At 66.4% G+C, this 25,801-nt stretch carries 20 protein-coding genes and 1 tRNA gene; 9 read left to right on the top strand and 12 right to left on the bottom strand.

Annotated elements, in window-relative coordinates; translation table 11 throughout:
• Positions 1 to 45: 45 nt before the first annotated feature.
• Positions 46 to 1,173 (bottom strand): MraY family glycosyltransferase, encoded by a 1,128-nt coding sequence (locus tag LFT45_RS14115; protein ID WP_236803973.1) that lies wholly within the window; start codon positions 1,171 to 1,173, stop codon positions 46 to 48.
• A gap of 303 nt (positions 1,174 to 1,476) precedes the next feature.
• On the opposite strand from LFT45_RS14115, the gene LFT45_RS14120 reads away from it, so the two are divergent.
• A complete protein-coding gene (locus LFT45_RS14120) occupies positions 1,477 to 2,373 on the top strand; it encodes a glycosyltransferase (RefSeq protein WP_236803975.1) in 897 nt (298 codons plus the stop codon).
• An 18-nt stretch (positions 2,374 to 2,391) separates the two neighbouring features.
• Here the strand turns inward: LFT45_RS14120 and LFT45_RS14125 are convergent, their stop codons facing one another.
• The 10 genes from LFT45_RS14125 to argS form a co-directional block, all read right to left on the bottom strand.
• Positions 2,392 to 3,162, bottom strand: coding sequence for a WecB/TagA/CpsF family glycosyltransferase (locus LFT45_RS14125; RefSeq protein WP_236803977.1), 771 nt, complete (start codon positions 3,160 to 3,162; stop codon positions 2,392 to 2,394).
• A complete protein-coding gene (locus LFT45_RS14130) occupies positions 3,159 to 3,962 on the bottom strand; it encodes an L-threonylcarbamoyladenylate synthase (RefSeq protein ID WP_236803980.1) in 804 nt (267 codons plus the stop codon). Before LFT45_RS14130 ends, LFT45_RS14125 begins: the two co-directional genes overlap by 4 nt.
• Positions 3,963 to 3,977: 15 nt before the next feature.
• The gene (prmC, locus tag LFT45_RS14135) at positions 3,978 to 4,892 is read right to left on the bottom strand and encodes a peptide chain release factor N(5)-glutamine methyltransferase (protein WP_236803981.1); all 915 of its coding nucleotides are present in this window, start codon (positions 4,890 to 4,892) and stop codon (positions 3,978 to 3,980) included.
• Positions 4,893 to 4,907: 15 nt separating this feature from the next.
• Positions 4,908 to 5,981 (bottom strand): peptide chain release factor 1, encoded by a 1,074-nt coding sequence (gene prfA, locus LFT45_RS14140; RefSeq protein WP_236803983.1) that lies wholly within the window; start codon positions 5,979 to 5,981, stop codon positions 4,908 to 4,910.
• Positions 5,982 to 6,269: 288 nt separating this feature from the next.
• Positions 6,270 to 8,486 (bottom strand): transcription termination factor Rho, encoded by a 2,217-nt coding sequence (rho, locus tag LFT45_RS14145; RefSeq protein WP_236803986.1) that lies wholly within the window; start codon positions 8,484 to 8,486, stop codon positions 6,270 to 6,272.
• Positions 8,487 to 8,934: 448 nt separating this feature from the next.
• On the bottom strand, positions 8,935 to 9,900 hold the full coding sequence (thrB, locus tag LFT45_RS14150) for a homoserine kinase (RefSeq protein WP_236803990.1): 966 nt from the start codon (positions 9,898 to 9,900) through the stop codon (positions 8,935 to 8,937).
• An 11-nt stretch (positions 9,901 to 9,911) separates the two neighbouring features.
• Entirely contained in the window at positions 9,912 to 11,018 is a 1,107-nt protein-coding gene (thrC, locus tag LFT45_RS14155) for a threonine synthase (protein ID WP_236803992.1), read from the bottom strand.
• Positions 11,019 to 12,347: a homoserine dehydrogenase gene (locus LFT45_RS14160; RefSeq protein WP_236803994.1), complete on the bottom strand. Its 1,329-nt coding sequence runs from the start codon at positions 12,345 to 12,347 to the stop codon at positions 11,019 to 11,021. It abuts the gene before it with no gap.
• On the bottom strand, positions 12,348 to 13,835 hold the full coding sequence (gene lysA / locus LFT45_RS14165; RefSeq protein ID WP_236803996.1) for a diaminopimelate decarboxylase: 1,488 nt from the start codon (positions 13,833 to 13,835) through the stop codon (positions 12,348 to 12,350).
• A gap of 5 nt (positions 13,836 to 13,840) precedes the next feature.
• Positions 13,841 to 15,490, bottom strand: coding sequence for an arginine--tRNA ligase (argS, locus tag LFT45_RS14170; RefSeq protein ID WP_190602081.1), 1,650 nt, complete (start codon positions 15,488 to 15,490; stop codon positions 13,841 to 13,843).
• A 203-nt stretch (positions 15,491 to 15,693) separates the two neighbouring features.
• Between argS and LFT45_RS14175 the strand changes: the two genes are divergently transcribed.
• The 6 genes from LFT45_RS14175 to LFT45_RS14200 all read left to right on the top strand — a co-directional run bounded on the left by LFT45_RS14175 (position 15,694) and on the right by LFT45_RS14200 (position 20,255).
• On the top strand, positions 15,694 to 16,155 hold the full coding sequence (locus LFT45_RS14175) for an FMN-binding protein (RefSeq protein WP_236803998.1): 462 nt from the start codon (positions 15,694 to 15,696) through the stop codon (positions 16,153 to 16,155).
• Positions 16,156 to 16,164: 9 nt separating this feature from the next.
• Entirely contained in the window at positions 16,165 to 17,052 is an 888-nt protein-coding gene (locus LFT45_RS14180) for an FAD:protein FMN transferase (protein ID WP_236804000.1), read from the top strand.
• Positions 17,049 to 18,605: a ferredoxin--NADP reductase gene (locus tag LFT45_RS14185; RefSeq protein ID WP_236804003.1), complete on the top strand. Its 1,557-nt coding sequence runs from the start codon at positions 17,049 to 17,051 to the stop codon at positions 18,603 to 18,605. Before LFT45_RS14180 ends, LFT45_RS14185 begins: the two co-directional genes overlap by 4 nt.
• 93 nt (positions 18,606 to 18,698) lie before the next feature.
• Positions 18,699 to 18,771 (top strand) — tRNA-Arg (locus tag LFT45_RS14190).
• Positions 18,772 to 18,869: 98 nt separating this feature from the next.
• On the top strand, positions 18,870 to 19,910 hold the full coding sequence (locus tag LFT45_RS14195; RefSeq protein ID WP_236804005.1) for a M4 family metallopeptidase: 1,041 nt from the start codon (positions 18,870 to 18,872) through the stop codon (positions 19,908 to 19,910).
• A 60-nt stretch (positions 19,911 to 19,970) separates the two neighbouring features.
• Positions 19,971 to 20,255, top strand: a complete 285-nt coding sequence (locus tag LFT45_RS14200; RefSeq protein ID WP_236804007.1) for a protealysin inhibitor emfourin — start codon at positions 19,971 to 19,973, stop codon at positions 20,253 to 20,255.
• Here the strand turns inward: LFT45_RS14200 and LFT45_RS14205 are convergent.
• The gene (locus LFT45_RS14205; RefSeq protein ID WP_111905873.1) at positions 20,252 to 21,220 is read right to left on the bottom strand and encodes a GlxA family transcriptional regulator; all 969 of its coding nucleotides are present in this window, start codon (positions 21,218 to 21,220) and stop codon (positions 20,252 to 20,254) included. The two genes, LFT45_RS14200 and LFT45_RS14205, sit on opposite strands and share 4 nt — an antisense overlap.
• A gap of 81 nt (positions 21,221 to 21,301) precedes the next feature.
• On the opposite strand from LFT45_RS14205, the gene LFT45_RS14210 reads away from it, so the two are divergent.
• Both LFT45_RS14210 and hrpA read left to right on the top strand, forming a co-directional pair.
• Positions 21,302 to 21,469, top strand: coding sequence for a hypothetical protein (locus tag LFT45_RS14210; RefSeq protein WP_003804817.1), 168 nt, complete (start codon positions 21,302 to 21,304; stop codon positions 21,467 to 21,469).
• A 142-nt stretch (positions 21,470 to 21,611) separates the two neighbouring features.
• Positions 21,612 to 25,634 (top strand): ATP-dependent RNA helicase HrpA, encoded by a 4,023-nt coding sequence (hrpA, locus tag LFT45_RS14215; RefSeq protein WP_236804009.1) that lies wholly within the window; start codon positions 21,612 to 21,614, stop codon positions 25,632 to 25,634.
• The last annotated feature ends 167 nt before the right edge of the window (positions 25,635 to 25,801 follow it).

Here is a 25,801-nt window from a genome sequence, read left to right on the forward strand (position 1 = left end):
GCACCTGAATTCTACATGAGATAGAAATTTTCCGAAAAGCGCGTCTTACTCCGGTGTTGGCCCTACTCCGGCGTCATCGCCGCGGCGGCTCAGGTACGGCCAGGCCGTGACCAGACCCATGACCAGGGTGGCGGCGACCATGACGGCCACCACAACCTGCCAGGGGTAGACGGCGAAGGCCAGACCACCGAAAGACAGCACCGCCGCCCACAGATACAGCAGCATGACCGCGGTGCGGTGGGAGTACCCGATGTCCATGAGCTTGTGGTGCAGGTGCCCCCGGTCGGCGGACCACGGTGAACGCCCGACGGCGGTGCGCCGCACCACTGCAAGGCACAGATCCAGGAGCGGCAGGAACAGCACGGCGAACGGCAGCAGGATGGGGATGATCGTGGGGATACCGTTGACGCGGTCATAAAGGCCCGAGGTGATCTGCCCGGTCGAGACCACACCGGCCGACGCCATGAGCAGGCCGATCAGCATCGCACCGGAATCGCCCATGAAGATCTTCGACGGAAACCAGTTGTGTGGGAGGAACCCCAGGCAACTGCCCACAAGGACCGCCGTCAGGAGCGTGGCGAGGTCGGATCGGTCCAGGATCGGCGCGTTCCGGTGGACCCAGTAAGCGGTGAGGAAGAACGCGGACCCGCCGATGATGGCCACCCCGGCGGCCAGTCCGTCCAGCCCGTCGATGAAATTGAAAGCGTTCATCGTGACGACGATGAGGCCGGTGGTGAGGACGATGTTGATCGGGTCCGAGTCGAAACGGATCGGTTCCGGAATGAACGGGATGATGGTCATCCGCACGCCCCAGACAGCCACCACGAGCGCGGCGAGGGACTGCCCTATCAGCTTGACCCACCAGCGAAGATCCAGGAGGTCGTCAGCCACTCCGACCAGCACGATGACGGCAGCGCCCGCCAGCACACCCCACGGGGCGCCGTTGTTGCGGAAGATGTCCTTGACGAAGAAGGATTGGCTTGCCACGGCCAGTGCCACCAGCACGCCGGCGAAGATCCCCAGCCCGCCGAGCCGCGACACCGGGCTTGAATGCATGTCCCGGCTGCGGATAGGGGCGAACAGCTCAAGCCGGTTACCGATCAGCCGTGCACCCCATGTGGCCCCGTAGGACACGAGCGCCGCGGTCAGCATCATGGACAGGTACATGATCATGGCGCAGCCACCATTCCAGTGGTGCTGGCGCAGTGCTTCCCGCCATGCTGCAGGCTATGCGGATGCGAATGCGGGGTCAGTCCGGGCGGACCATGCGGGCTCGATAGGTGTGGATCTGACGTGCAATAAATGAAACTTCTCCGTCGCCATGCGCGCACAGACAGGCAGTGCATAGTGCCTGACGGGGCTGTATTACAGTGGACTCTAGTCAAGATACTAACGCCAACGGGTACATCGCTTCGCGTCACACGGCCTTACGCCGGCGGGAAACTTGCCGACGGCTGTGCTGAAAGGATCCCCGAAATGCCAGTGTCAGTCGCAGTTGCCGCCGTGACGTTTGACCGTCCCCATGAGCTAGCGGTCCTGCTGAAGGCCATCAATGGGCAGACAGCCCGCGTGTCGACAATCTGCCTCGTTGACAGTGGCACAGTCCCCGCAAAGGACGTCGCCGCCCAGCATGCAAATGTGGACTACATCCGTTCGGAAGCCAACCTTGGCGGCGCCGGGGGCTTCTCCCTTGCGGCGCTCAAGGCCGTGGCCAGCGGCGCCGACTGGGTCTGGATGATGGACGACGACGCCGAGCCGGCGGACGCCGAGTGCCTGGCCACGCTGATCCGGGAAGCGGAGGCGCGAGATCTTGAGGCCGTTGTGCCCCTGGTGGTAGCCCCGGGGCATCCCGACCAGCTCTCCTTCTTCTTCCGGCTGGACGGCAAGGTGTCCCACGACCGGGCCGCGCTGGAGAAGGTGGGGTTCCTGCCGAACGACGGCCACTTCTTCAACGGCGCGCTCATCCGCTCGGATGTCTTCTTCAAGGTGGGCCTGCCGGACATGCGCCTCTTCATCCGCGGCGACGAGGTGGACTTCACCATCCGGCTGCGCAAGGCAGGCATCCGTTTCGGCACCGTCACCACCGCTGCAATCATGCACCCGCACGCGTTTTCCGAAACGAAGCACGTGTTTGGTGCCCGCTGGCACGTCATCGTCCCGGAGGGCGCCTTCAAGCGCTACTACTACTACCGCAACCGCGGTTACCTCATTCGCCGCCATTTCCGCGTGAAGTCCCTGGTGGCCGACGTGGGCGGCTACCTCGGCTATTTCCTCCGCCGCGGGGATGTCCGGGGGCTGGCGGACTGGTTCCGGGCGTTTTCCACGGGGCTGCGCGGCAAGGGATTTGGCCCGCTGAAGGACCAGAAGTTCTAGCGTAGGCGGGCGGGGCTGTCAGCCCTGCCCGAGCAGCCGGCGCCGCAGCAGGAGTGCCAGCAGGACCCACGGCTCGCCAAACACCCTGTACGCCACGCGGCGCGGATGCAGCAGCAGCCGCCACGCCCATTCCAGCCCAAGCCGGCCAAGCCAGCGTGGCGCCAGCTTCTGGATGCCGGCGATCTGCTCGATGGCTCCGCCGACCGCGCAGTAGACCGCGGGCGGCAACGACGGCAGGCGGCGCCACAGCACCTCTTCCTGCAGCGGCATGCCAAGGCCGATCAGCACCAGCTGCGGCTGGAGTTCCGCCAGCCACGCGGCAGCTTTCTCCTCCAGTTCCGAGTCCCAGTCCTCCCCCGGCATGCCCGCGACGGTGGCGCCCGGCACCGTGGCCTGCAGTTTCGCCACGGCCTTGGCGTTGGCAGTCGCGCCGGCCCCAAGGACAGCAATGCGGTGGAGGCCGTCCAGCCTGCCCAGCGCGGGGATCCAGTCCGTTGAACCAAGCCGGTAGTCCATGACGGACCTTGTATGCCGGGCCGTCTTTTGCCTGCTCCTCCCCCACAGCCAGAGGACGGGCGCGCCGTCGAGAAGTACAACGTCGCTGTTCTCGTAGAACTTCCTGAACTCCGGTTCGGAGTGGAAAAGCGTGACGCTGTGCAGATTGTGTCCGACGACCGTCCTGGTGGTGCCGTCAGCCACGAATCCGTTGAGGACGGCGGTGAGTCCGTCGACGTCCAAGGGCGTGGCGTCCACTCCAAGAACGGGAATAGGCTGCCTTTGCAGTGTCATTCGGCGCTTGCGGGCTTTTCGCCGGCGTCGGACTGCAGAGGAGCGTCAGGAGCGCTGTCGGGCGCCGCGTCCCCGGGCGAAGCATCCTCGGAGCGAGCGTCAGCCGGGACAGCGGTGAGCCCAGCTTCGTCCGCCGCGTTGCCGTTGATGTCGAGAACTCCGGGAACAACCTCGCGCAGCCGCTCCAGGCTGATGGCGCCCTCGCGGACGACGCGCAGCGGGAACGAGGTGGCATCCACGATGGTGGACGGCCGGGCGTCGGTCCCCTCGATCGGACGGAAACCGCCTTCAAGGTAGACCTCAACGGACTCCGCGAGCTGGGAACGCGCTTCAAAGGCTGTCTGCGCCGGAGCCTGGCCGGTCCGGTTTGCCGAGGACACGGCGAGGGGTCCGGTAACGGTCAGCAGGTCAATGGCCACCTCGTCGTCCGGAATGCGAAGGGCAACGGTGCCCTTGGTCTCGCCCAGATCCCAGTCGAGGGACGGCTGCGCGTGGAAGATCAGGGTCAGTCCGCCGGGCCAGAAGGCCTCAGCCAGGTCACGGGCATCCGGATACACATCGGTGGCCAGCCCGTCGAGCGCGTTCAGGCGCGGAATCAGGACGGGCGGCGGCATGTTCCGGCCGCGGCCCTTGGACACCAGCAGCATGGTGACAGCCTGCGGGGAAAAGGCATCGGCTGCGATTCCGTAGACGGTGTCCGTGGGCAGGACAATGCACTTCTTCTCGAGGATCGCCCGCCGTGCGTGGGCGATTCCGGCGGTCCGCTCGTCGTCGGCCGTGCAGTTGTACGTAGTGGTCACTGCCTCATTCTTTCATTACTCAGCGGGCGGGAAAGCAAGGACGGCGCTGGTGGCGCGTTCCTTGCCGTTAAGGTCAAAATGCGTGGTGACGTCGGTCCAGAGCTTCGTCCGCTTCAGCATCGTCGATATCCAGCCAGCCTGGACTTCGGCGTGTTCCATCACGAAGTAGCCGCCCGGAACCAGGAGCCGTGCTGCGGAGGCGGCGGCCGCCGTCGGCAGTTCCATGCCGTCCGCTCCCCCGCCGTAGAGTGCTTCCGGCGGGTCGTGCAGCGCCACTTCAGGTTCATTGGGGATGGCTTCGGCGGGGATGTACGGCGGGTTGGAGACGACGACGTCGAACGTTCCGTTGAGTTCCGGCAGGGCGTTCCGCAGGTCCCCCAGCAGCAGGGTGACCCCCAGCGGGCGGAGATTCTTCGCCGCCCAGGCGTGCGCGAACTCGCTGAACTCCACTGCGAAGACTTCGGCCTCTGGCACCTCGTGCGCAATGGACCCGGCGATGGCCCCCGAGCCGGTGCCCAGGTCCACCACCTTGGGGCGGACCACGCCGGCACGTTCCAGTGCACGCAGCCGGTCGATGACCAGCTGCACCACGGACTCCGTCTCCGGGCGCGGAATGAACACACCAGGCCCCACTGCGAGCTGGAGGTAGCGGAAGTGCGCCACGCCGGTGATGTGCTGGAGCGGAATCCGGGTGGCGCGCTCGGCGACGAGTTCGGCGTAACCGGCCGGGGCCGGGGCATCGCCAAGCATCATGGACCGCAGCCGCCCCAGGCCCACGCCCAGCAAATGGTCGGCCAGGAGTTCGGCGTCCACCCGCGGGCTGGGGACGCCGGCCTCCGTAAGCAGCTCGGTTGCCTCCCGGACGGCCTCCGCCAGGGACGGGGCAGACAGGGATTGGGCAGGCGGCTCCGGGGTGTGCTCGGACGTCATGGAATCCCCGGGCTCCTAGTCGCCGATGGCGTCCAGCCGCGCCTGCTCGTCCATTTCGATGGCGGACTGGATGACCGGCTCGAGGTCCCCATTCATGACCTGGTCAAGGTTGTAGGCCTTGTAGCCCGTGCGGTGGTCGGCAATCCGGTTTTCCGGGTAGTTGTACGTGCGGATCCGCTCAGACCGGTCCATGGTGCGGATCTGGGACTTCCGCTGCTCGGAGTTGGCGGCGTCGATCTGCTCCTGCTGATGCGCCAGGATGCGGGCACGGAGGACGCGCATGCCGGCTTCGCGGTTCTGCAGCTGGGACTTCTCGTTCTGCATGGCCACGACGATTCCGGTGGGAAGGTGGGTGATGCGGACGGCGGAGTCGGTGGTGTTGACGGACTGGCCGCCGGGACCCGAGGACCGGTACACGTCGATCTTGAGGTCGTTCTGGTTGATCTCGAGCTCTTCTGGCTCATCCACCTCGGGCAGGACCAGGACGCCGGCGGCCGAGGTGTGGATGCGGCCCTGCGATTCGGTCACGGGCACACGCTGCACACGGTGCACGCCGCCCTCGAACTTGAGCCGCGCGTAGACGCCTTCGGCGGGGTCGTTGGAGCTCCCCTTGACGGCAACCTGGACATCCTTGTAGCCGCCGAGGTCCGACTCGGTGGAGGAGATGATCTCGGTCTTCCAGCCGCGGGACTCTGCGTAGCGGGTGTACATGCGGAGCAGGTCTCCGGCGAACAGTGCCGCCTCGTCGCCGCCTTCGCCGCCCTTGACCTCGAGGATCACGTTGCGGGCATCGTCCGGGTCCCGAGGAATCAGCAGCCGCGTCAGCCGCGCCGCCGCGGCCTCCAGTGCTTCCTCAAGTTCAGGGACCTCGGCAGCAAAGTCCGGGTCCTCGGCAGCCATCTCCTTGGCAGCCGCGAGGTCATCATGCAGCGCATGCCACTTGTGGTAGGCCTCCACAATGCCGTTCAGCTGAGCAGACCGCCGCCCCAGCTTCCGCGCCAGCTTCTGGTCAGCATAAACAGCCGGATCCCCCAACTGCGCCTGGATGGAATCATGCTCATCCAACAGGCCCTGTACGGACTCAAACATTCTCAAAACCTCTTTCGACTTGTAATCAAGTCTAGTGATGACAGCAAAGCACGACGGCGGATGGTGAGCTTAACGACGAAGCCGCACGGATTTTCCGCTGGGGAATGGCAACTAAGGGTCGGGCCGAGGGCCCCGACGCGAGCTTGCGAGTGTTGGGAAGGCCCCTACCCGCTGTCGGAGCGTTGCAGCTGACGTACGCAGTACGTCAGCTGCAACGCGAAGGGGCGGGGGCGGAACATCCGCGCGGCACCCACCGCACGAACGCACCTGCGCCCGCCCCTAACTCAGCTACTTGTCGTTATCCGACTTCGCACCAAGCGTCGTCTTCTGAACCTGCATGAGGAACTCGACGTTGCTCTGGGTTTCGCGGATCTTGTTGGTCAGGAGTTCCAGGCTCTGCTGGGTCTCCAGGCCGGAGAGGACGCGGCGCAGCTTCCACATGATCTTGACCTCTTCGGCCGAGAGCAGGTTTTCTTCACGGCGCGTGCCGGAGGCGTTGACGTCCACGGCGGGGAAGATGCGCTTGTCCGCCAGCTGGCGGGACAGGCGGAGCTCCATGTTGCCGGTGCCCTTGAACTCTTCGAAGATGACCTCGTCCATCTTGGATCCGGTCTCCACGAGGGCCGTCGCCAGGATGGTCAGCGAGCCGCCGTTTTCGATGTTGCGGGCAGCACCGAAGAACCGCTTGGGCGGGTACAGCGCTGCGGAGTCCACACCACCGGACAGGATGCGGCCGGAGGCCGGGGCTGCCAGGTTGTAGGCACGGCCCAGACGGGTCATGGAGTCCAGGAGCACCACAACGTCCATGCCCATTTCCACGAGGCGCTTGGCGCGTTCGATGGAGAGCTCGGCCACGGTCGTGTGGTCGTCGGCGGGACGGTCGAAGGTGGAGGCAATGACCTCACCCTTGACGGTGCGCTGCATGTCCGTAACTTCTTCGGGACGCTCGTCAACCAGCACCATCATGAGGTGGACCTCAGGGTTGTTGGTGGTGATCGCGTTGGCGATGGACTGCAGGATGAGCGTCTTGCCGGCCTTGGGCGGGGAGACGATCAGGCCACGCTGGCCCTTGCCGATCGGGGCAACCAGGTCGATGACGCGGGGGCCGATCTTCTTGGGGTCGGTCTCGAGGCGCAGGCGCTCGGACGGGTACAGCGGGACGAGCTTGGCGAACTCCACGCGGTCCTTGAGGTCCTCGGCGGTCTTGCCGTTCACCGAGGTAACGCGGACCAACGCGTTGAACTTCTGGCGGGCGGACTGCTGGCCGCGGTCCTCGCCGTCACGCGGCGCACGGATGGCGCCAACAACGGCGTCGCCCTTGCGCAGGTTGTACTTCTTGACCTGGGCCAGGGAGACGTACACGTCGTTCGGGCCCGGCAGGTAGCCGGAGGTACGGATGAACGCGTAGTTTTCGAGGACATCCAGGATGCCGGCCACCGGCAGCAGCACGTCGTCATCGGTGACCTCGACGTCGTCGACGTCGGGCCCCTGGCTGCGTCCCCGGCGGCGGTCGTTGCGGTCGCGGAACCGTTCGTTGCGGCTGCCGTCGCGGCTGTCCGAACGCTCGTTGCGGTCGTTCCGGTCGCGCCGGTTCCGCCGGTTGCGGCGGCTGCCGCCGTCGTCGTCGGCGTCGCGGTTGTCGTCACGGCGGTTATCGTCCCGCCGGGTGTCATCACGGCGGGTGTCATCACGGCGGGTGTCGCGTCCGCCAGCTTCGCCGGCGTCACGGCCACCGCGGCCGCGGGCATCCCGGCGTTCGCGCTGTCCGGCTTCGCCCTCCGGTGCCTGCTCGCGTGTCTCAGCACCGCGTGCTTCAGTGCCGCGGGTTTCAGTGCCGCGGGTTTCAGTGCCACGTGCCTCGGCGCCGCGTGCTTCAGCACCGCGTGCCTCGGGGGCAGCCTCAGCGGGGGCAGCGGGTGCTTCGACGGGAGCCGTTGCGGCTGCTTCGCCGCGGCGGCGGTTGCGGGTGCGCGGCTGGCGGCGCTCTGCGCCTTCTGCTTCACCGGAGGCTGCACCTTCGGCCGAAGCAGCAACGGGCGCCTCGGGGGCGGACGGTGATTCAGCCGCAGGAGCCTCAGCGGGGGTTTCCGTTGCGGGTGCGGCAACAATTCCGTCGCTCACTGCCCGGCGGCTGCGGCCGCGGCCACGTGCACGGGTTTCCTGGGCCGGAGCCTCGGCTGCTGCAGCGGCTTCCGGAGCCAAAGCTGCTGCGGCGGTATCGGCAGCCGGAGCTGCCGCGCTGGCTGCAGCGGCCTTCGCGGAGGTCCGTGCCGGCGCCTTGGTGGCGGTGGCGGACGTGCCTGCACGGTGCGCGGAAATAGCCGCCACCAGGTCGCCCTTGCGCATGCGGGATCCGCCGGAGATACCGAGCTGGCTGGCGAGGGCCTGCAGCTGGGCGAGCTTCAGGCCGGCAAGGCCGCTGCTCTTGGCGGGTGCTTCCGTCAACGATCCGGAAGCAGAAGATGATATGTCCACAGCTGGCGACAGCTCAGTGGTTTCGGTCACGAAGGATCCTTCCCCCTCGACGGCGTCCAGACTGTGAGCTGGACGCGATGATTGGATCTGGGCTGCAGTTCAGATCTGCAGCCGCGATGTTCGGCCTTGCCGGTTGGAGTTCGGCCAGCAGGGCCGGATACTGATCACCTTCAAACGCTCCGCATAGCTGGCGGGGCGGCGGACTGGCGGTTCAGGGAACAGAATCACATCTGTAGGTTCCTGGCCAGGCCAAGCAGGTGGCACCGAAAAATATCGCGCAAGTAAGAGATCGAAGCAGCAGCAGCAGATCGAAGCAGATTCTGACCCGATGACCGGTTAAGGCCATTTTCGGAGTCGGTGACTGCACGGTCTCTTGGCTGCAGGGCCCTCTCGACTGCAGAGTCGCCGTCTGGCTGCATCAATGAATGCTGTGATGGCTCAGTGAATGCGGTGCTGACTGCGGAGACTGCATGCGGTGTTACCGCCGGTGCACTCCCACTTTAGCACCTTCGACGTCTACTGCCAGCTTCATCACACGCCAGTTGATGTCCGGAGTGTTTGCCTCGGAAAACGACGCAATGAATTCCAGAACCTCGGCCGCCTCCGCCTCGCCGTCGGCCAGGACCAGAACCGTGGGTCCGGCTCCGGAGACAACGGCAGCGTGGCCGGCAGCGCGCAGGGCCCGGATAAGGGCCGCACTGGGCCGCATGGCCTCCGCGCGGTAGCTCTGGTGCAGGAAGTCCTCGGTGCCGGCGAGCAGGAATTCAGGCTTCTGCGTCAGGGCATGAATGAGGAGTGCTGCACGGCCGGAGTTCATCGCCGCCGCGTGATGGCCGATGGATGCAGGCAGCAAAGCACGCGCCGCCTCGGTGGAGAGCTCGAAGTCGGGAACTGCCACGATCGGGATGACGGCAGCGTCCACGGTGGCGCACGTGGTGCTGTACTGGTCACTGTCCTGCCACGACAGCGCCAGTCCGCCGTAGATCGCCGGAGCGACGTTGTCCGGGTGGCCTTCCATCTCGCTGGTCAGCTGCAGGATCCAGTTCCGGTCCTGCTGCTCCCCCGCCGGCAGCAGCGCGTTTGCGGCAGTCACGGCTGCCACCACTGCGCACGCCGACGAACCCAGGCCACGGCCGTGCGGATTGACGTTTTCCGCCGTGATCTTCAGGCCCGTGTGGCGGTAGCCCAGCCGCCCGAAGGCGGCATTCATCGCCCGGACCACCAGGTGGCTGGCGTCCCGGGGAAGAGAATCCGCACCCTCACCGCTGAGCTCAAAGACCAACTCGTCGGTGTCGAGGCTCTCCACGGTAAGGGTGTCGTGCAGCGTGAGTGCCAGCCCGAGGCTGTCATAGCCGGGACCGAGGTTGGCGCTGGTGGCCGGTACGCGGACCGTCACCTGCTGCCCGGCCTTGATGGCGGGCAGCTGGGCGGTCTGCGGCAGCATGGTTTCCACTGTTATTTGTCTTCCAGTCCCAGTTCTGCGGCAACGGTGACGACGTCGTTGGACACCTTGACGGGCTGGACATCGCTGCCGTCCTCGGTCCTGAGAGCCCACTGCGGGTCCTTGAGGCCGTGTCCGGTGACAGTGATGGCGATGGTCTTGCCGGCGGGCACCTCACCCGCGGCGTGCTTCTTGAGCAGGCCCGCCACGCCGGCAGCCGAACCGGGCTCCACGAAGACGCCCTCACGGGACGACAGCCAGCGGTGGGCGGCCAGGATTTCTTCGTCAGTGACGGAATCGATGAATCCGCCGGACTCGTCACGGGCCGCAATGGCGCCGTCCCAGGAGGCGGGGTTGCCGATCCGGATGGCGGTGGCGATGGTGTCCGGTTCCGTGATGGGGTGGCCGGCCACGAACGGCGCGGCGCCAGCGGCCTGGAAACCCCACATGGCGGGGGTCTTGGTGGCGACGGGAGCAAGCGTACCGGCAGTTTCGGACTCGAACGGGGCTGCGTACTCCTTGTAGCCCTTCCAGTAGGCCGTGATGTTTCCTGCGTTGCCGACCGGGAGCACGTGGATGTCCGGGGCGTCGCCCAGGGCGTCGACGATCTCGAAGGCGCCGGTCTTCTGGCCCTGGATGCGGGCCGGGTTCACGGAGTTGACCAGGAAAACCGGGTAGGACTCGCCCAGCTTGCGGGCGATGTCCAGGCAGTTGTCGAAGTTGCCGTCAACCTGCAGGAGCGTGGCGCCGTGCGCGATGGCCTGGCTCAGCTTGCCCATGGAGATCTTGCCTTCGGGCACCAGCACGGCACACGTCAGGCCGGCGGCGGTGGCGTATGCCGCGGCGGAAGCTGACGTGTTTCCGGTGGAGGCGCACACCACGGCCTTGGCCCCGGCCTCCACGGCCGCGGTCATGGCCATGGTCATGCCGCGGTCCTTGAAGGAACCGGTGGGGTTCATGCCCTCGACCTTGAGGTAGACCTCGGAGCCGGTCAGCTCGGACAGCTTCTGGGCATAGACCAGGGGCGTGCCGCCCTCGCCGAGGGTGATGACCCTGGTGGCCGCTGTGACGGGCAGACGGTCAGCGTATTCGCGGATGACACCGCGCCATTGGTGAGCCACTTAAGCTCCTTCTACCCGCAGTACGGATGTAACGGAATTGATCACGTCGAGGGCCTTCACGGCCTCGACGGTTGCTGCCAGTGCAGCTTCGCTTGCGCGGTGGGTGACGATCCGCAGCTCGGCCGATTCCACGTTGGAGTCGGCATCGCGGTGGATGGTCTGGCGCATGATTTCGATGGAGACGCCGTGCTCGGCGAACAGCTGCGCGATCTTCGCCAGCACGCCGGGCTGGTCCGCAACGTCCAGGCCGATGTAGTAGCTAGTGGAGGCCGCATCGATCGGCAGCGCCGGCACGTGGCCGGTGGTGGACTCGATGCGTCCGGGACCGCCCAGGACGATCCGGCGGGCGGCGGAGACGAGGTCACCCAGCACGGCAGACGCCGTCGGGGTTCCGCCGGCACCCTGGCCGTAGAACATCAGCTCGCCGGCGTTCTCCGCCTCGACAAAGACGGCGTTGAAGGCACCGCGGACAGCTGCCAGCGGGTGTTCGCGCGGCAAAAGCGTCGGGTGGACGCGCACCGAAACGCCCTCGCTGCCGTCTGTTTCCGTGCCGGTGGCGGTGATCTTCTCCGCGATGGCCAGCAGCTTGATGACAAAGCCCGCTTCCTTGGCGGCGGCGATGTCGGCGGCGCTGACGCGGGTGATGCCCTCGCAGTAGACGTGCTCCAGGTCGAAGCGGGTGTGGAAGGACAGGGACGCCAGGATGGCGGCTTTGGCCGCGGCGTCGTGCCCCTCGATGTCGGCGGTCGGGTCAGCTTCGGCATAGCCGAGCCGCTGGGCCTCGGCGAGTGCGTCGGCGAACTGCGCGCCGGTGGAGTCCATCTGGTCGAGGATGAAGTTGGTGGTGCCGTTAACGATGCCCAGCACGCGGGTGATGCGGTCACCGGAGAGGCTGTCCCGGATGGGGCGCAGGATGGGGATAGCGCCTGCGACGGCGGCTTCGTAGGACAGCTCGACGCCGGCCTTGTCCGCCTCTTCGTAGAGTGCCGGGCCGTCGGCGGCAAGCAGGGCCTTGTTGCCCGTGACCACGCTGGCGCCGTTCTGGATGGCGGAGAGGATCAGCGAGCGGGCAGGCTCGATGCCGCCCATGAGCTCGATGACAAGGTCGGCCTCTTTGACCAGGGTTTCAGCGTCGGTGGTGAAGAGGTCGCGCGGGAGGTCCACCTCGCGCTCGGCGTCGAGGTTCCGCACCGCGATGCCGGCCAGTTCCAGGCGTGCGCCGGTGCGCGGCGCCAGGGTGCCGGCGTCCTCAATCAGAATCCGCGCCACCTGAGCCCCGACGTTGCCACAGCCCAGCAGGGCCACTTTCAGGGTTCGCAATTCGGTCATTCAGGCTCCCATGTCGCGGTTCAGCAGATCTTCTTCGGTTTCCCCGCGGACAATCAGCCGGGGAGATCCGTCGCGCACAGCGACAACGCCCGGCCGGGCCAGATAGTTGTAGTTGCTTGACAGGGCCCAGCAGTAGGCGCCGGTCCCCGGTACAGCGAGCAGATCACCGGCTGCCACGTCCTCGGGCAGATATACATCTCTAACAACTATGTCGCCGCTCTCGCAATGTTTGCCCACTACGCGGGACAGCTGCGGGGCCGCTGCGGAGGTCCGCGACGCGAGAATGGCCGAATAATCCGCGTCGTACAGCACCGGACGGGCGTTGTCGCTCATGCCGCCGTCCACTGACACATAGCGGCGCGGGTGCGTAACGTTTTTAGCGGTATTTTCAGCGGCTGCGCCGCCGCCGGCCGCCGGGGCGTCCACCCGGACAGTTTTCAGCGTGCCCACCTCGTACAGCGTGAAAGTACTGCTGCCCACGATTGCACGGCCGGGCTCGATGGAAATCCGGGGTGCAGTGATCCCAAGTTCGGAGCACTTGGAACGTACGACGGCGGCCATCGCCTGCGCGATGTCGGCTGCGGGCCGGGGCGTGTCCACCGGCGTGTAGGCAATGCCGTAGCCGCCGCCGAGGTCAAGCTCGTGAAGGGTGATGGAATATTTGGCCTGCACGGCAGCCAGGAAGGTCAGGAGTTTCTGGGCGGCCAGCGCAAAGCCGTCCGGCTCGAAGATCTGCGAACCGATGTGGCAGTGCAGGCCCAGCAGCTCGACGCTGTCGTAGGACGTTGCCGCGGCAACGGCTTCCTCGGCGGCTGACAGGCCTGCCTCGTCGGTCGTATCCTCCGCCATGGAGAGGCCGAATTTCTGGTCCTCGTGGGCGGTGGCGATGAACTCGTGGGTGTGGGCGTGCACGCCTGGCGTCAGCCGCAGCATGACCTTGGCGGTCTCGCCGCGGCCGGAGGCGATCTTGGCCACGCGCTCCAGCTCGTCAAGGCTGTCCACAACGATGCGGCCAAGGTTCATGTCCAGCGCCCGGTTGATCTCGGCGTCGGATTTGTTGTTGCCGTGCAGCGAAAGGTGCGCACCGTCGATGCCGGCGCGTGCGGCGACGGCAAGTTCGCCGCCGGAACAGGTGTCCAGCCGCAGGCCTTCTTCGGCCACCCACGCCGCCACTGCGGTGCAAAGGAAGGACTTGCCGGCGTAATAGACATCCACTCCCCCGCAGATGTCGGCGAAAGCGTCGTCGAAGGCATCCTTGAAGGCGCGGGCGCGCGCCCGGAAGTCCGATTCGCTCATGACGAAAAGGGGCGTGCCGAACTGTTCCTTGAGGGTGCTGACCGGAATGCCGTCAACGGCAAGTTCGCCGCCGGCGTTCCGCTCCACGCCGCCGGCCCACACGGGGGTATGGAGGGCGTTGAGGTCCGCGGGGACAGCCAGCCACTCCGGTGCCAGCGGCGAGGCAGCACTGCTGTTGCTGGTTTCCTGCACGTCGATCACATCCGTTCCGGCGCCGAAACGCCCAGCAGTTCGAGTCCGTTGGCCAGCACCTGGCTGGTGGCGTCATTGAGCCACAGCCTGGTGCGGTTGGTGTCCGTGACGGGTTCGTCGCCCATGGGCGCCACCCGGCAGGCGTCATACCAGCGGTGGTAGGCGCCGGCGATGACCTCGAGGTGCCGGGCCACGCGGTGCGGCTCGCGCAGTTCGGCTGCCTTGGCGACGATGGAGGGGTAGCTGCCCAGGTAGGACAGCAGTTCGTTCTCCGTGGCGTGGTCCAGCAGCGAGGCGTCGAAGGCGCTCCGGTCCACTCCGGCAGCCACGGCGTTGCGCGCGGTGCCGCGGGAGCGGGCGTGTGCGTACTGCACGTAGAACACCGGGTTCTCGTTGGAGTGCTTCTTCAGCAGCTCGGGGTCCAGCGTGAGCGGCGAGTCGGCCGGGAAGCGTGCCAGCGAGTAGCGGACCGCGTCCGTTCCCAGCCAGGAGATCAGGTCCTTGAGCTCAATGATGTTGCCTGCACGCTTGGAAAGCTTGGCACCGTTGACGGAGACCAGCTGGCCGATCAGGACCTCGATGTTGACCTCGGGATCGTCGCCGGCCGCGGCGGCGATGGCCTTGAGCCGGTTGATGTAGCCGTGGTGGTCGGCTCCCAGGAGGTAGATCTTTTCCGTGTAGCCGCGGTCCTTCTTGGACAGGTAGTACGCGGCATCAGCGGCGAAGTAGGTCGGTTCGCCGTTGGCGCGGATCATGACACGGTCCTTGTCATCACCGAAGTCGGTGGTGCGCAACCAGACGGCACCGCCGTCGTCGAACACGTGGCCCTGCTCGCGAAGGCGGGCAACGGCACTTTCGATCGCACCGGCGTCGTGAAGTTCCTGCTCGGAGAAGAACACGTCGAAAGCGACCCCAAAGTCGGCCAGGGTGTCCTTGATGTCCTTGAGCTGCGCCTCGTAGGCCGCGGCCCGGATCACGGGCAACGCCGCGGCATCCGTCAGTTCGCGGATGTCCGGGTGCCGGGTCAGGACATCGTGGCCCAGGTCGCGGATGTATTCGCCCGGGTAGCCGCCCTCAGGCACGTCGCGGCCATGCAGGCGGGACAGCACCGAGTTGGCGAAGACGTTCATCTGGGAGCCCGCGTCGTTGATGTAGTACTCGGCGGTGACATCTGCACCGGAGGCGCGAAGCACCCTGGCGATCGAGTCACCCAGCGCAGCCCAGCGCGTGTGGCCGATGTGCAGCGGCCCGGTGGGGTTGGCGGAGACAAACTCCATGTTGACGGTGTGGCCGGCAAGCGCGGCGTTGGTGCCGTACTCGCTGCCCGCTTCGACGATGGCCTTGGCCAGCGCTCCGGCGGCGGCAGCGTCAACCGTGATGTTAAGGAAGCCGGGACCGGCGATTTCCACACCGTCGACGCCGTTGATGTCCTTGAGCCGCGCGCTGAGCAGCGTGGCGAATTCGCGCGGGTTGGTTCCGGCCTTCTTTGCCAGCTGCAGGGCGATGTTGGTGGCCCAGTCGCCGTGCTCCCGGTTCTTCGGTCGCTCCACCAGGACGGAGTCCGGTATCGCCGCCTCGGCAAGGGCGATGTCGCCGGCGGCGACGGCGTCTTTCAGGCAGGCGGATATTGCGAGGGAGAGTTCTTCGGGAGTCACACTCCTAGACTACCGGGGAGCCCGTCGTGGCGCGGAATCCGGCGGGGGCCCGCACGGCTCCCCGGCGTCACAGCAAATAGTAGGGAAATTCACAGGAAAACCCCTTAGCCTTTACTGACCGAAGCAATTGTTGAAACATCAACACTAGAGATCAACACTGTCAGCGCTGTCCCTAAAGTGCCCGCACCACGAAAAGAGACCCCGTGAAGCCTTCAATCCGTAAGACTGTTTTCGCCGGCGTGGCCGGCCTGTCCCTCGCCGGAACGGTGGCCGGTTGCGCGCCGTCGGCCCAGCAGCCTGCCGCGCAGGAGACCGAGCCCCCGGCGGCGTCCGCTTCCGCGGCAGCCGGTTCCTCGGCGGGCGCCGCAGCCGGCTACAAGGACGGGACGTACAGCGCGGACGGCAACTACAAGTCCCCCAACGGCACCGAGACCGTGGGCGTTCAGCTGACGCTGGCCGGCGGGACCGTGTCCGCGGTGGAGATCACTGAGCACCCGTCCAATCCCAATACCCGGAAGTTCCAGGGCCAGTTCGCCGGCGGCATTGCTGACCAGGTGGTGGGCAAGAGCCTGGACGAGATCAAGGTCTCCAAGGTGGCCGGCTCCTCCCTGACCAGCGGCGGCTTCAACCAGGCGGTTGAAGCGATCAAGGCGCAGGCTCTGTAGGCGGCTGCCATGCCGCATCCGGGCTGGCAGAGCTTCCGTTTTGACGGCATCGGCACCAGCTGGGAAATCTCCACTCCCGCCCCGTTGCCCCCGGGGCTGCGCAGTTTAGTGCTGGCCGAAGTAGAGCGCTACGACTTTACGTGGTCCAGGTTCCGCGAGGACTCCCTGGTGACCCGGATCGCCGCGGCGCCCGGACAATTCGAGTTGCCGCCCGAGGCCGCCGGCCTGGCCGCGCTCTACCGGCAGCTTTACACGCTCAGCGGCGGGGGGATGACGCCCCTCATCGGGGAAAGCCTTGAGCGGCTGGGCTACGATCCGCGCTATTCGCTGCAGCCCCGCGGGGAAGCTGCACCTCCCCCTGCCTGGGACGCCGTTATGGAGTGGCACGGGACGTCGCTGCGCACCACTGCCCCGGTGGTGCTGGATATCGGCGCGGCAGGCAAGGGCCAACTCGTGGACCTTCTGGCCGAACAGTTAAGGGGTCACGGTGTTCCGGACTTCTTCATTGACGCCAGCGGGGACCTGCTGAACGGCAGCAATGAGAACGGCAGTCAGGAACCGGTGCAGGTGGCGCTGGAGCATCCCTATGACGCTGCGAAGGCGATAGGAACTGTGCCGCTGGGATCCGGCGCCCTCTGTGCTTCGGCGTCGAACCGGCGGGCCTGGGGAGACGGGCTCCATCATGTCCTGGACGGCACCACCGGGGCGCCCGTCAGGACGGTGGTGGCCACATGGGCCCGGGCGGACACGGCCATGGAGGCTGACGCCCTCGCCACTGCCCTGTTCCTGGTTCCGGCCGAGGACCTGGAACGGCATTTCCGTTTCTCCTGGCTCAAGGTATTTTCCAACGGCAGCGCGGAGTACTCCGCGGAATTCGAAGGAAGGCTGTTCACATGAGTTCAACCACCTCCCTACAGCAGGCCTCACCCGGCACCGCCCTGGACGCGTACCTGGGCCGGTTCACGATGTACAGGCTGGTGTTGCTGGTGCTTGCCGTGCTGGCTGCCTACAGCCTCCTGCTCGACGCCCTCGGCTGGCTGACCTTCGGTATTCCGAACATGCTCGCCCACCTGGCCCTCTGCCTGGGGCTGACGTACATTTCCAACCGCGCCCTGGCCGTGCTGTTCAAGGTTCAGCCGCACGGGGAATCCTCGCTGATTACGGGGCTCCTGCTTTACTTCCTGTTCTGGCCAACCCAGCTCGGCCCGGCCTTTGCGCCGATGGACCTGGCCGGGGTGGCCCTGGCCTGCGTCCTGGCGTCAGCCTCCAAGTACGCCCTCGCCTGGCGCGGCCGCCACGTATTCAACCCCGCAGCGGCCGCAGCCTTCATCACCGGGCTGACTGGCCTCAACATCGCCACGTGGTGGGCCGGCACACCTGCCATGCTCTGGCTTCTGGTCCCGGGCGTCCTGCTGGTGCTCTACCGGACCCGCAAAACGCTCATGGCTGCAGTCTTTGTCCTAGTGGCAACGGGCGTCGTGGCCGCGGTGCAAATGCCTTCCGGCGTCGACCTCGGAAGTGCCGTGTGGCAAACCATGGCGCAGGGCCCCGTGCTGTTTTTTGCCGGATTCATGCTCACCGAGCCGCTCACCCTGCCGCCCCGGCGCTGGCAGCAGCTGGCGATCGCCGCCGTCGTCGGAATCCTGCTGGCTACTCCCTTCAACCTCGGCTACCTGGCCAACTCCCCCGAACTGGCGCTGCTGGCGGGCAACCTGCTGGCGTTCCTGGTGGGCCAGCGCGGCAGCGTCCGGCTGCTGTTCAGCCACTCCCGCAGCCTTACGCCGACGACGACGGAATTTGTGTTCCGCCCCCAGCGCCCGCTCCGCCACTCATCCGGCCAGTACCTGGAACTGGATCTTCCGCACCCCAAGCCGGACGGACGAGGAAGGCGCCGCGTCTTCAGCCTGACCAGCCCGCCCGACGCAAAGCATGTGACAATCGGGGTCGGCACTGCTGACCCGGTCTCCGCTGCCAAGCGTAAGCTGTTGTCCCTCAAACCCGGCGAGGAGCTCATGGCCACCACCGTGGCGGGTGACTTCGTCCTGCCCAAGGGTTCGGACCCGGTGCTGCTCATTGCCGCCGGCATCGGTATCACGCCGTATCTGGCGCACTTGTCCGGCGGGGTGGCCCGCGAGCGCGACACCGTGCTTCTGTACCTCGCCCGGAGCGCGTCGGAACTCGCCTACGCAGCCGAACTGGAGGATTGCGGCGCCCGCGTCGTTGCCCGGCTCGCCGACGGATCGGCGCCGCCGGACTTCATCGAGGACGCCGGCGCGCTGCTTGCCCCGGGCGCGCGGCTTGACGGCCACGCACTGCAGCGGCTGGTGCCGGACATCGGCCAGCGAAGGGTTTTCATCTCGGGTTCACCGGCCAGCGTCGGCTCGCTGCGGCGCGCCGCGCGGCACGCCGGCTCACGCCGTATCCACGTGGATTCATTCGCGGGATACTGATGTAGGGCACGGAAACGGGTTTCGTTTTCCGTTCCGGCCCACCTTCCTGCTAAGCTCTAGGACGTCCGGCCGGGAACGGCAGGATCCCTGGATGCCCTCGTAGCTCAGGGGATAGAGCGTCTGCCTCCGGAGCAGAAGGCCGTAGGTTCGAATCCTATCGAGGGCACAGAAGAAACCCCCGCCGCTTACTGAAAGCGGCGGGGGTTTCTGCGTCTCCAGTGCGCCTGACGCAGAATGTCAGAGGCCGTTCGTAGTGTGAGTGGCATGTTCTGTTCAATTGTTCCGCCGTACATCCTGCGCCGCCTGGCCGCCCAGAGGTCACCCCGGTTCACGGCCGTTGCCCGCGCCGCCAAGGAAGCCCTCCTTCACGTCGGGGCCGTGCATGCGGGCCGCGCGGCGGCCCCCTCGGCCCCTGCCGGCATCAGGCAACTGGAGCCCGGCCCGGTCAACAGGTCCGTCTTCGACGCGAAGTCCGGCGAGTCGCTGCCCGGGCAGGTTGTCCGGAAAGAGGGCGACGCTGCCACGGGCGACCCCGCCGTCGACGAGGCCTACGATGGCCTGGGCCGTACGCACATCCTCTACGCGGACGCCTTCGGGCGGAACTCCATCGACGGCCTGGGAATGCCGCTGAACGCCACGGTCCACTTCGGCAGGATGTACGACAACGCGTTTTGGGACGGCCAGCAGATGGTATTCGGCGACGGCGACGGGGAGGTCTTCGAGCGGTTCACGAGATCGCTCAGCGTGATTGGCCACGAGCTGGCCCACGGTGTGACGCAGTTTTCGGCCGGGCTCGCCTACCGCAACCAGGCCGGGGCCATCAACGAGTCCGTGTCCGACGTTTTCGGCGCACTCGTGGAGCAGTACTTCCGGAAGCAGACCACCGCCGAAGCGTCCTGGCTGATCGGGGAAGGGCTGTTCACCCAGCAGGTTGAAGGGTCCGCTCTGCGCTCCATGAAGGCACCGGGAACCGCGTACGACGACGACGTCCTCGGCAAGGACCCACAGCCGGACTCCATGGACGCCTACGTCCGCACGAGGGCGGACAACGGCGGGGTCCACATTAACTCCGGCATCCCGAACCGGGCGTTCTGCGTCGTCGCCCAGACCCTGGGCGGGAACGCCTGGGAAGCGCCGGGCCAGATCTGGTATGAGACCCTGACAAGCGGCTCGCTGAGCCCGACCAGCACCTTCACAGCCTTCGCCAAAGCCACCACGGCCACGGCGAAGGAACTGTTCGGCGAGGAGTCGGCAGAGCATGACGCCGTGCGCGGGGCGTGGGAGACTGTGAAGGTAAAGCTCTAACCGACGCCGGGACTGTGACATTCCGCTTCCCGGCGGCCGCGGAAACCCGGGAACCTCGCCATGAAAATCACAGTCGAGCGCAGCGGCGGGATAGCCGCCCTCACCCGTGTCTGGACAGTGCTGGCCGTCACGACCAGTGACAAGAGCCGCTGGCAGCCGCTCGTGGAAGCGTGCCCGTGGGACGCCATCGACGACCCACGCCAGGCAGTGGACGGGCAGCCGGACCGCTTCATGTACTCCATCCGTGCCGGCCAACGCCGCGCCACCCTGCCGGAGACGGCTGTGACCGGTCCCTGGCGGGTGCTGGTGGAGTCCACCCGGGCAGCAGCTGAAGAATCGGCCTAGCCGGCCGGGGCCATCTGGCCGCGGAAGGCCCGGCGGTAGGACTGCGGACTGGTGTCCAGCACCTTGGCGAAGTGGTGCCGAAGCAGCACGGGATGGCCGAAGCCTGACTGCCGCGCCACCTCGTCAATGTTCAGTTCCGTGGACTCCAGGAGCTCCTGGGCGCGCAGGACCCGCTGGGAATTGAGCCACGCAGCCGGGGTGGCTCCAGTTTCAGCACGGAACCGCCGGGCAAAGGTGCGCGGCGACATGTGCACGCGGGCGGCCAGCTCCTGGACGGGATGCTCCTCGTCGAGGTTCGCCACCATCCACCGGAGGAGTTCCTCCATGGGCTGGGAGCCGCACTCGGGCATCGGCCGGTCGATGAACTGGGCCTGGCCACCGTCGCGGTGCGGCGGAACCACCATGTCCCTGGCAATGGCGGCAGCCACGGCGGCCCCAAACTCGATCCTCACCAGATGCAGGCAGGCGTCGATGCCCGCCGCGGTACCGGCGCTGGAGATGATCCGCCCGTCCTGGACGTAGAGGACGTTCTCGTCCACCAGGACTTTGGGGTACTGGGCGGCCAGCTCTTCCGAGTAATGCCAGTGCGTGGTGCACCGGCGTCCGTCGAGGATCCCGGCCCGCGCCAGCGCAAACGCGCCGGAGCAGATCGACATCACCCAGGCACCCCGGCTGTGCGCCGCCCGGAGGGCATCGAGCACGGATTCCGGAACATCTTCCTCCCGGCCGTAGGGCGCCATGATCACCAGGTCGGCATCGGCGGCGGCTTCCAGACCGAGGCCGACGTTCATGGTGAGGCCGGATTTCAGCGGAACTTCCCCGGGCACCGGAGTGCAGACGCGGAAGTCGAACTGCGGCACGCCTGTTCCCCGGTCCGAACGGTCGATGCCAAACACCTCAAAAGCGGTACCGAACTCGAAGATCGAGAAGTTGGGAACCGCGATGATTGCCACTGATTTGAGCATGTTTCCAGTATGGCAGAAATTTGTACTTTTTAGGCATTTCTGCCACTTCTTTCGCTACTTCCAGGGGAGAACCATGGAGACATGGAAATCTTCGGAATCGCCCTTCTTGTCCTGGTCCTCGTTGCAGCTGCCGCCACGGTCGGCGCCATTCTGCGGGACGGGCGCGGCCATACCCCTCCCGAACACTCAGTCCGGGACTGGTCCGCACTGGACCTGCCCAGCAGCAACTACACCATGCGCATCTTCTAGCGGCGCATGGCCCCCCGTTCCCTGGCCGCCCACAACTTCCTTCCACACGAAAACATCGCCCACCCAGAACCACAGTCCCCACCAACACCAAGGACCCGGCGTACGCCGGGTCCTTTTACGCGGCAGTAGACTTGTGGGAGCCATGACTTTTCACATCTCCTACCCCGCCGAGCTGCCGGTTTCCGAGCGCCGCGAGGACCTGATGGCCGCGATTGCCGCCAACCAGGTGACCATCATTGCCGGTGAGACCGGCTCCGGAAAGACCACCCAGATTCCCAAGATGTGCTTGGAGCTGGGCCTGGGTGACAACGGCCTGATCGGCCACACCCAGCCGCGGCGGCTGGCAGCCCGCACGGTGGCCGAGCGCATCGCCTCCGAACTCGGCGTCGACATCGGGCAGGAAGTGGGCTTCCAAGTCCGCTTCACCGGCGAGGTGAGCAGGTCCACCAAGGTCAAACTGATGACCGACGGCATCCTGCTGGCCGAAATCCAGCGCGACAAGCTTCTCCGCAAGTACAACGCGATCATCATCGACGAGGCGCACGAACGAAGCCTGAACATCGACTTCATCCTCGGCTACCTCAAGCGGATCCTGCCGCAGCGCCCGGACCTGAAGGTGATCATCACCTCCGCAACCATCGACCCCGAACGCTTTGCGAAGCACTTCGGCTCTGACGAGGAACCGGCACCGATCGTTGAGGTCTCCGGGAGGACGTTCCCGGTGGAGATCCGTTACCGGCCGCTCTCCCAGCCGGCGGGCGGCCCGTCGGGCGACGACGAAGACAACTCGTCCGACGATGAACTCGAGGAAGACCGGGATCCGCTGGACGCGGTGTGCGACGCCGTCGACGAACTCGCCCTCGAAGCCCCGGGCGACATCCTCATCTTCTTCTCCGGCGAGCGCGAGATCCGGGACGCCGCGGACGCCCTGAACGCCAGAATCCAGTCCAACCGGCGGCTGGCCGGCACCGAAGTGCTGCCGCTGTTCGCACGGCTGAGCCTGCAGGAACAGCACCGGGTGTTCAATCCGGGCAGCAAGCGGAGGATCGTGCTGGCCACCAACGTGGCCGAGACCTCCCTCACCGTTCCCGGCATCAAGTACGTCATCGACACCGGCACCGCGCGCATCTCGCGCTATTCGCACCGCACCAAGGTGCAGCGGCTGCCCATCGAACGGGTGTCCCAGGCGTCGGCCAACCAGCGCTCGGGACGCTGTGGCCGCGTGTCGGACGGCATCGCCATCCGGCTCTACTCCGAGGAGGACTTCGAGTCCCGGCCGCTCTACACCGATCCGGAAATCCTGCGCACCAACCTGGCCGCGGTCATCCTGCAGATGACTGCCATGGGTGTCGCCCGCGGGCCCAAGGACATTGAAAACTTCCCGTTCGTGGAGCCGCCGGACTCGCGCGCCATTAACGACGGCGTGACCCTCCTTCGGGAGCTCGGCGCCTTGAGTGCGCCGCAGGCAGCAACTAGTGCGCCGCAGGCAGCCACTGGCGCTCCCCCGGCGGTCAACGCCGAAAACGGCAAAGGTGGCGGCCGCAACGGCGGCGGCGGGCTTACCGCCGTCGGACATAAGCTTGCCCAGCTTCCGGTGGATCCGCGGCTCGGACGCATGATTGTTGAGGCCGGCCAGCGCGGCTGCGTCCGCGAAGTCATGATCCTGGCGGCGGCGCTCACCATTCAGGACCCCCGCGAGCGTCCAACGGACAAGCAGCAGCTGGCGGCCGAGAAGCACGCCCGCTTCCGCGACGAGAACTCAGACTTCACCGGGTACCTGAACCTCTGGAACTACATCCACGAGAAGCAGCAGGAGCTGTCCTCCACCCAGTTCCGCCGCTTGTGCCGCAACGAATTCATCAACTACCTGCGCGTGCGCGAGTGGCAGGACCTGTTTACGCAGCTCCGGCAACTGGCCCGGCCGCTGGGCATCAGCCTGGACAATAGGCGCCAGGCCGATGCTGTGGGCAACCACGAGGGCATCCACATCAGCCTTCTCTCCGGCCTGCTAAGCCATATCGGCATCCTCGACGAACGCAAGCGGGAATATGCCGGCGCCCGCGGAACCCGCTTTGCCATCTTCCCCGGCTCGGCGCTGTTCAAGAAGTCGCCTACGTTTGTCATGGCCGCCGAGCTCGTGGAAACAAGCCGGCTGTGGGCCCGGGTGGCCGCAAAATTCGAGCCGGTGTGGGCCGAGCAGGTGGCGCCGCACCTGATCAAGCGCAGCTACAGCGAACCCCACTGGTCCACCAAGATGGGCGCCGTGATGGCGTATGAAAAGGTCACCCTCTACGGTGTACCCATCATCGCCCAGCGCCGGATCAACTTCGGCAGGGTCGATCCCGTCCTTGCCCGTGAGCTGTTCATCAGGCATGCGCTGGTCCAGGGCGAATGGAAGACACACCACAAGTTCCTCCACCGCAACCGGGCCCTGCTGCAGGAAGTGGAGGAACTCGAAGCGCGGATGCGCCGCCGGGACCTCCTGGTGGACGACGAAACGCTCTTCGAGTTCTATGACGCGCGGGTTGGCAAGGACGTCGTCTCGGAACGGCACTTCGACAAGTGGTGGAAGGACGCCCGGCAGCAGAATCACACGCTTCTGGACTTCGACGAGGCCCTGCTTCTGAGCGAGGACGCCGAGGCGCTGGACGAGTCCGCGTACCCGAAGACGTGGCTGCACAAGGGGTTCGAACTGCCCCTGAGTTATGAATTCCATCCCGTGGCGCCCGGCTCGACGCCCAACCCGTCCGACGGCGTTACGGCGGAAGTTCCGGTCCTCTTCCTGAACCAGCTGGAAGACGCACCCTTCCGCTGGCTGATCCCCGGCCAGCGCGTGGAACTGGTGACTGCGCTGATCAAATCGCTGCCGAAGCAGGTCCGCAAGAGTTTCGTCCCTGCCCCCGACGTCGCCCGGCAGGCAGTGGCGGCGCTGGAAGCCGATTTCGACCCCGCCGAGGACGAGTTGGAGAGCTCGCTTGAGCTTGTCCTGCGCCGCCTCAAGGGACAGGTCATCCCGCCCGGGTCCTGGAACTGGGAGGCCGTTCCGCCGCACCTGCGGGTGAGCTTCAAGGTGGTGGACACCCGCGGCAAAGTCCTGGACGAGGGCAAGGACCTGGAAGCGCTGCAGGAGCGGCTGGCGCCGGCCACCCGCCGGGCCATCGCGGAGTCCCTAGGCGCAACTCCGGCCACCGCCGGCCCGCGGTCCGCGAAGAAGGGCCAGCAGCAGGGGGCCGCGCAGGACGCGCGGGCACAGGACACACGGGCACAGGGCGGCCGTCCGCAGGCGCACGCCGGGTTCACGGAGCAGTCCGGCCTGACCGAGTGGCGGTTCGGCGCCATTCAGCGGGAAGCCAGCGTCACCGTCAAAGGCCATACCGTCACCGGATTTCCCGCGCTGGTGGATGAAGGAAAGTCCGTGGGCCTGCGCGTCTTCCAGACAGCCTCGGAGCAGCAGGAAGCCATGCGGGGCGGTGTCATCCGACTCCTCGCACTGCGCGTGCCAGCGCCTGACCGCTATGTCCTGGAGCACCTGAACAACACCGAGAAGCTGACGTTCAGCCAAAACCCGCACGGGTCCGTCTCGGCCCTGATCGCGGACTGCGTCCTGGCTGCGGTGGACAAGCTGACCCCCGCGGAACTCCCCTGGGACCAGGCAGCGTTCGACGCCCTGTTTGAGCACGTCCGGGCGGAGCTGATAGACACCGTCTTCAGTGTTACCGCTGTGGTGGAGCGCATCCTCGCGAGCACGCGCCGGATCCAAAAGCAGCTCAAGGGCACCACGAGCCTGGCGCTCATCAGCGCACTCAACGATGTCCGCAGCCAGCTTGAACAGCTTGTCTTCCCCGGCTTCGTAGCCCGCACGGGCTACGCCCAGCTGAGCCAGCTCCCCCGCTACCTCACCGCCATCGAAAAACGCCTCGAAAAGCTGCCCGGCAACGTGCAGCGCGATGCGCTCAACATGGCGGCGGTCCAGCAGCTGGAGGACGATTACGACGACGCCGTGTCGGCTCTGCTGCCCGGCCGCCGGGCAGGTGCCGAGCTGACACAGGTGCGCTGGATGATCGAGGAGCTTCGGGTGAGCCTCTTCGCCGTCGAACTCGGCACAGCCTATTCCGTGTCCGAGAAGCGGATCCGGACGGCGTTGAACAAGGTGCTCGCGGCATAGCGTCAGCGGGGTACACCAGCCAGGAATTTCCCGTTCGACGGCGCTGCTGCCGCGGCTTGGGTTGTCCGCTCGCCCCGGCACCCAACTGGGTAGCACTTCAGGGCGTTCCCAAGGCCGGGAACGCCCTGAAGTGCTACCCAGTTTTGTTCTCAGGCATAGCCGAAAAA

Origin of the sequence: Arthrobacter sp. FW305-BF8 (genome assembly GCF_021789315.1) — a bacterium.
Classification (GTDB): domain Bacteria; phylum Actinomycetota; class Actinomycetes; order Actinomycetales; family Micrococcaceae; genus Arthrobacter.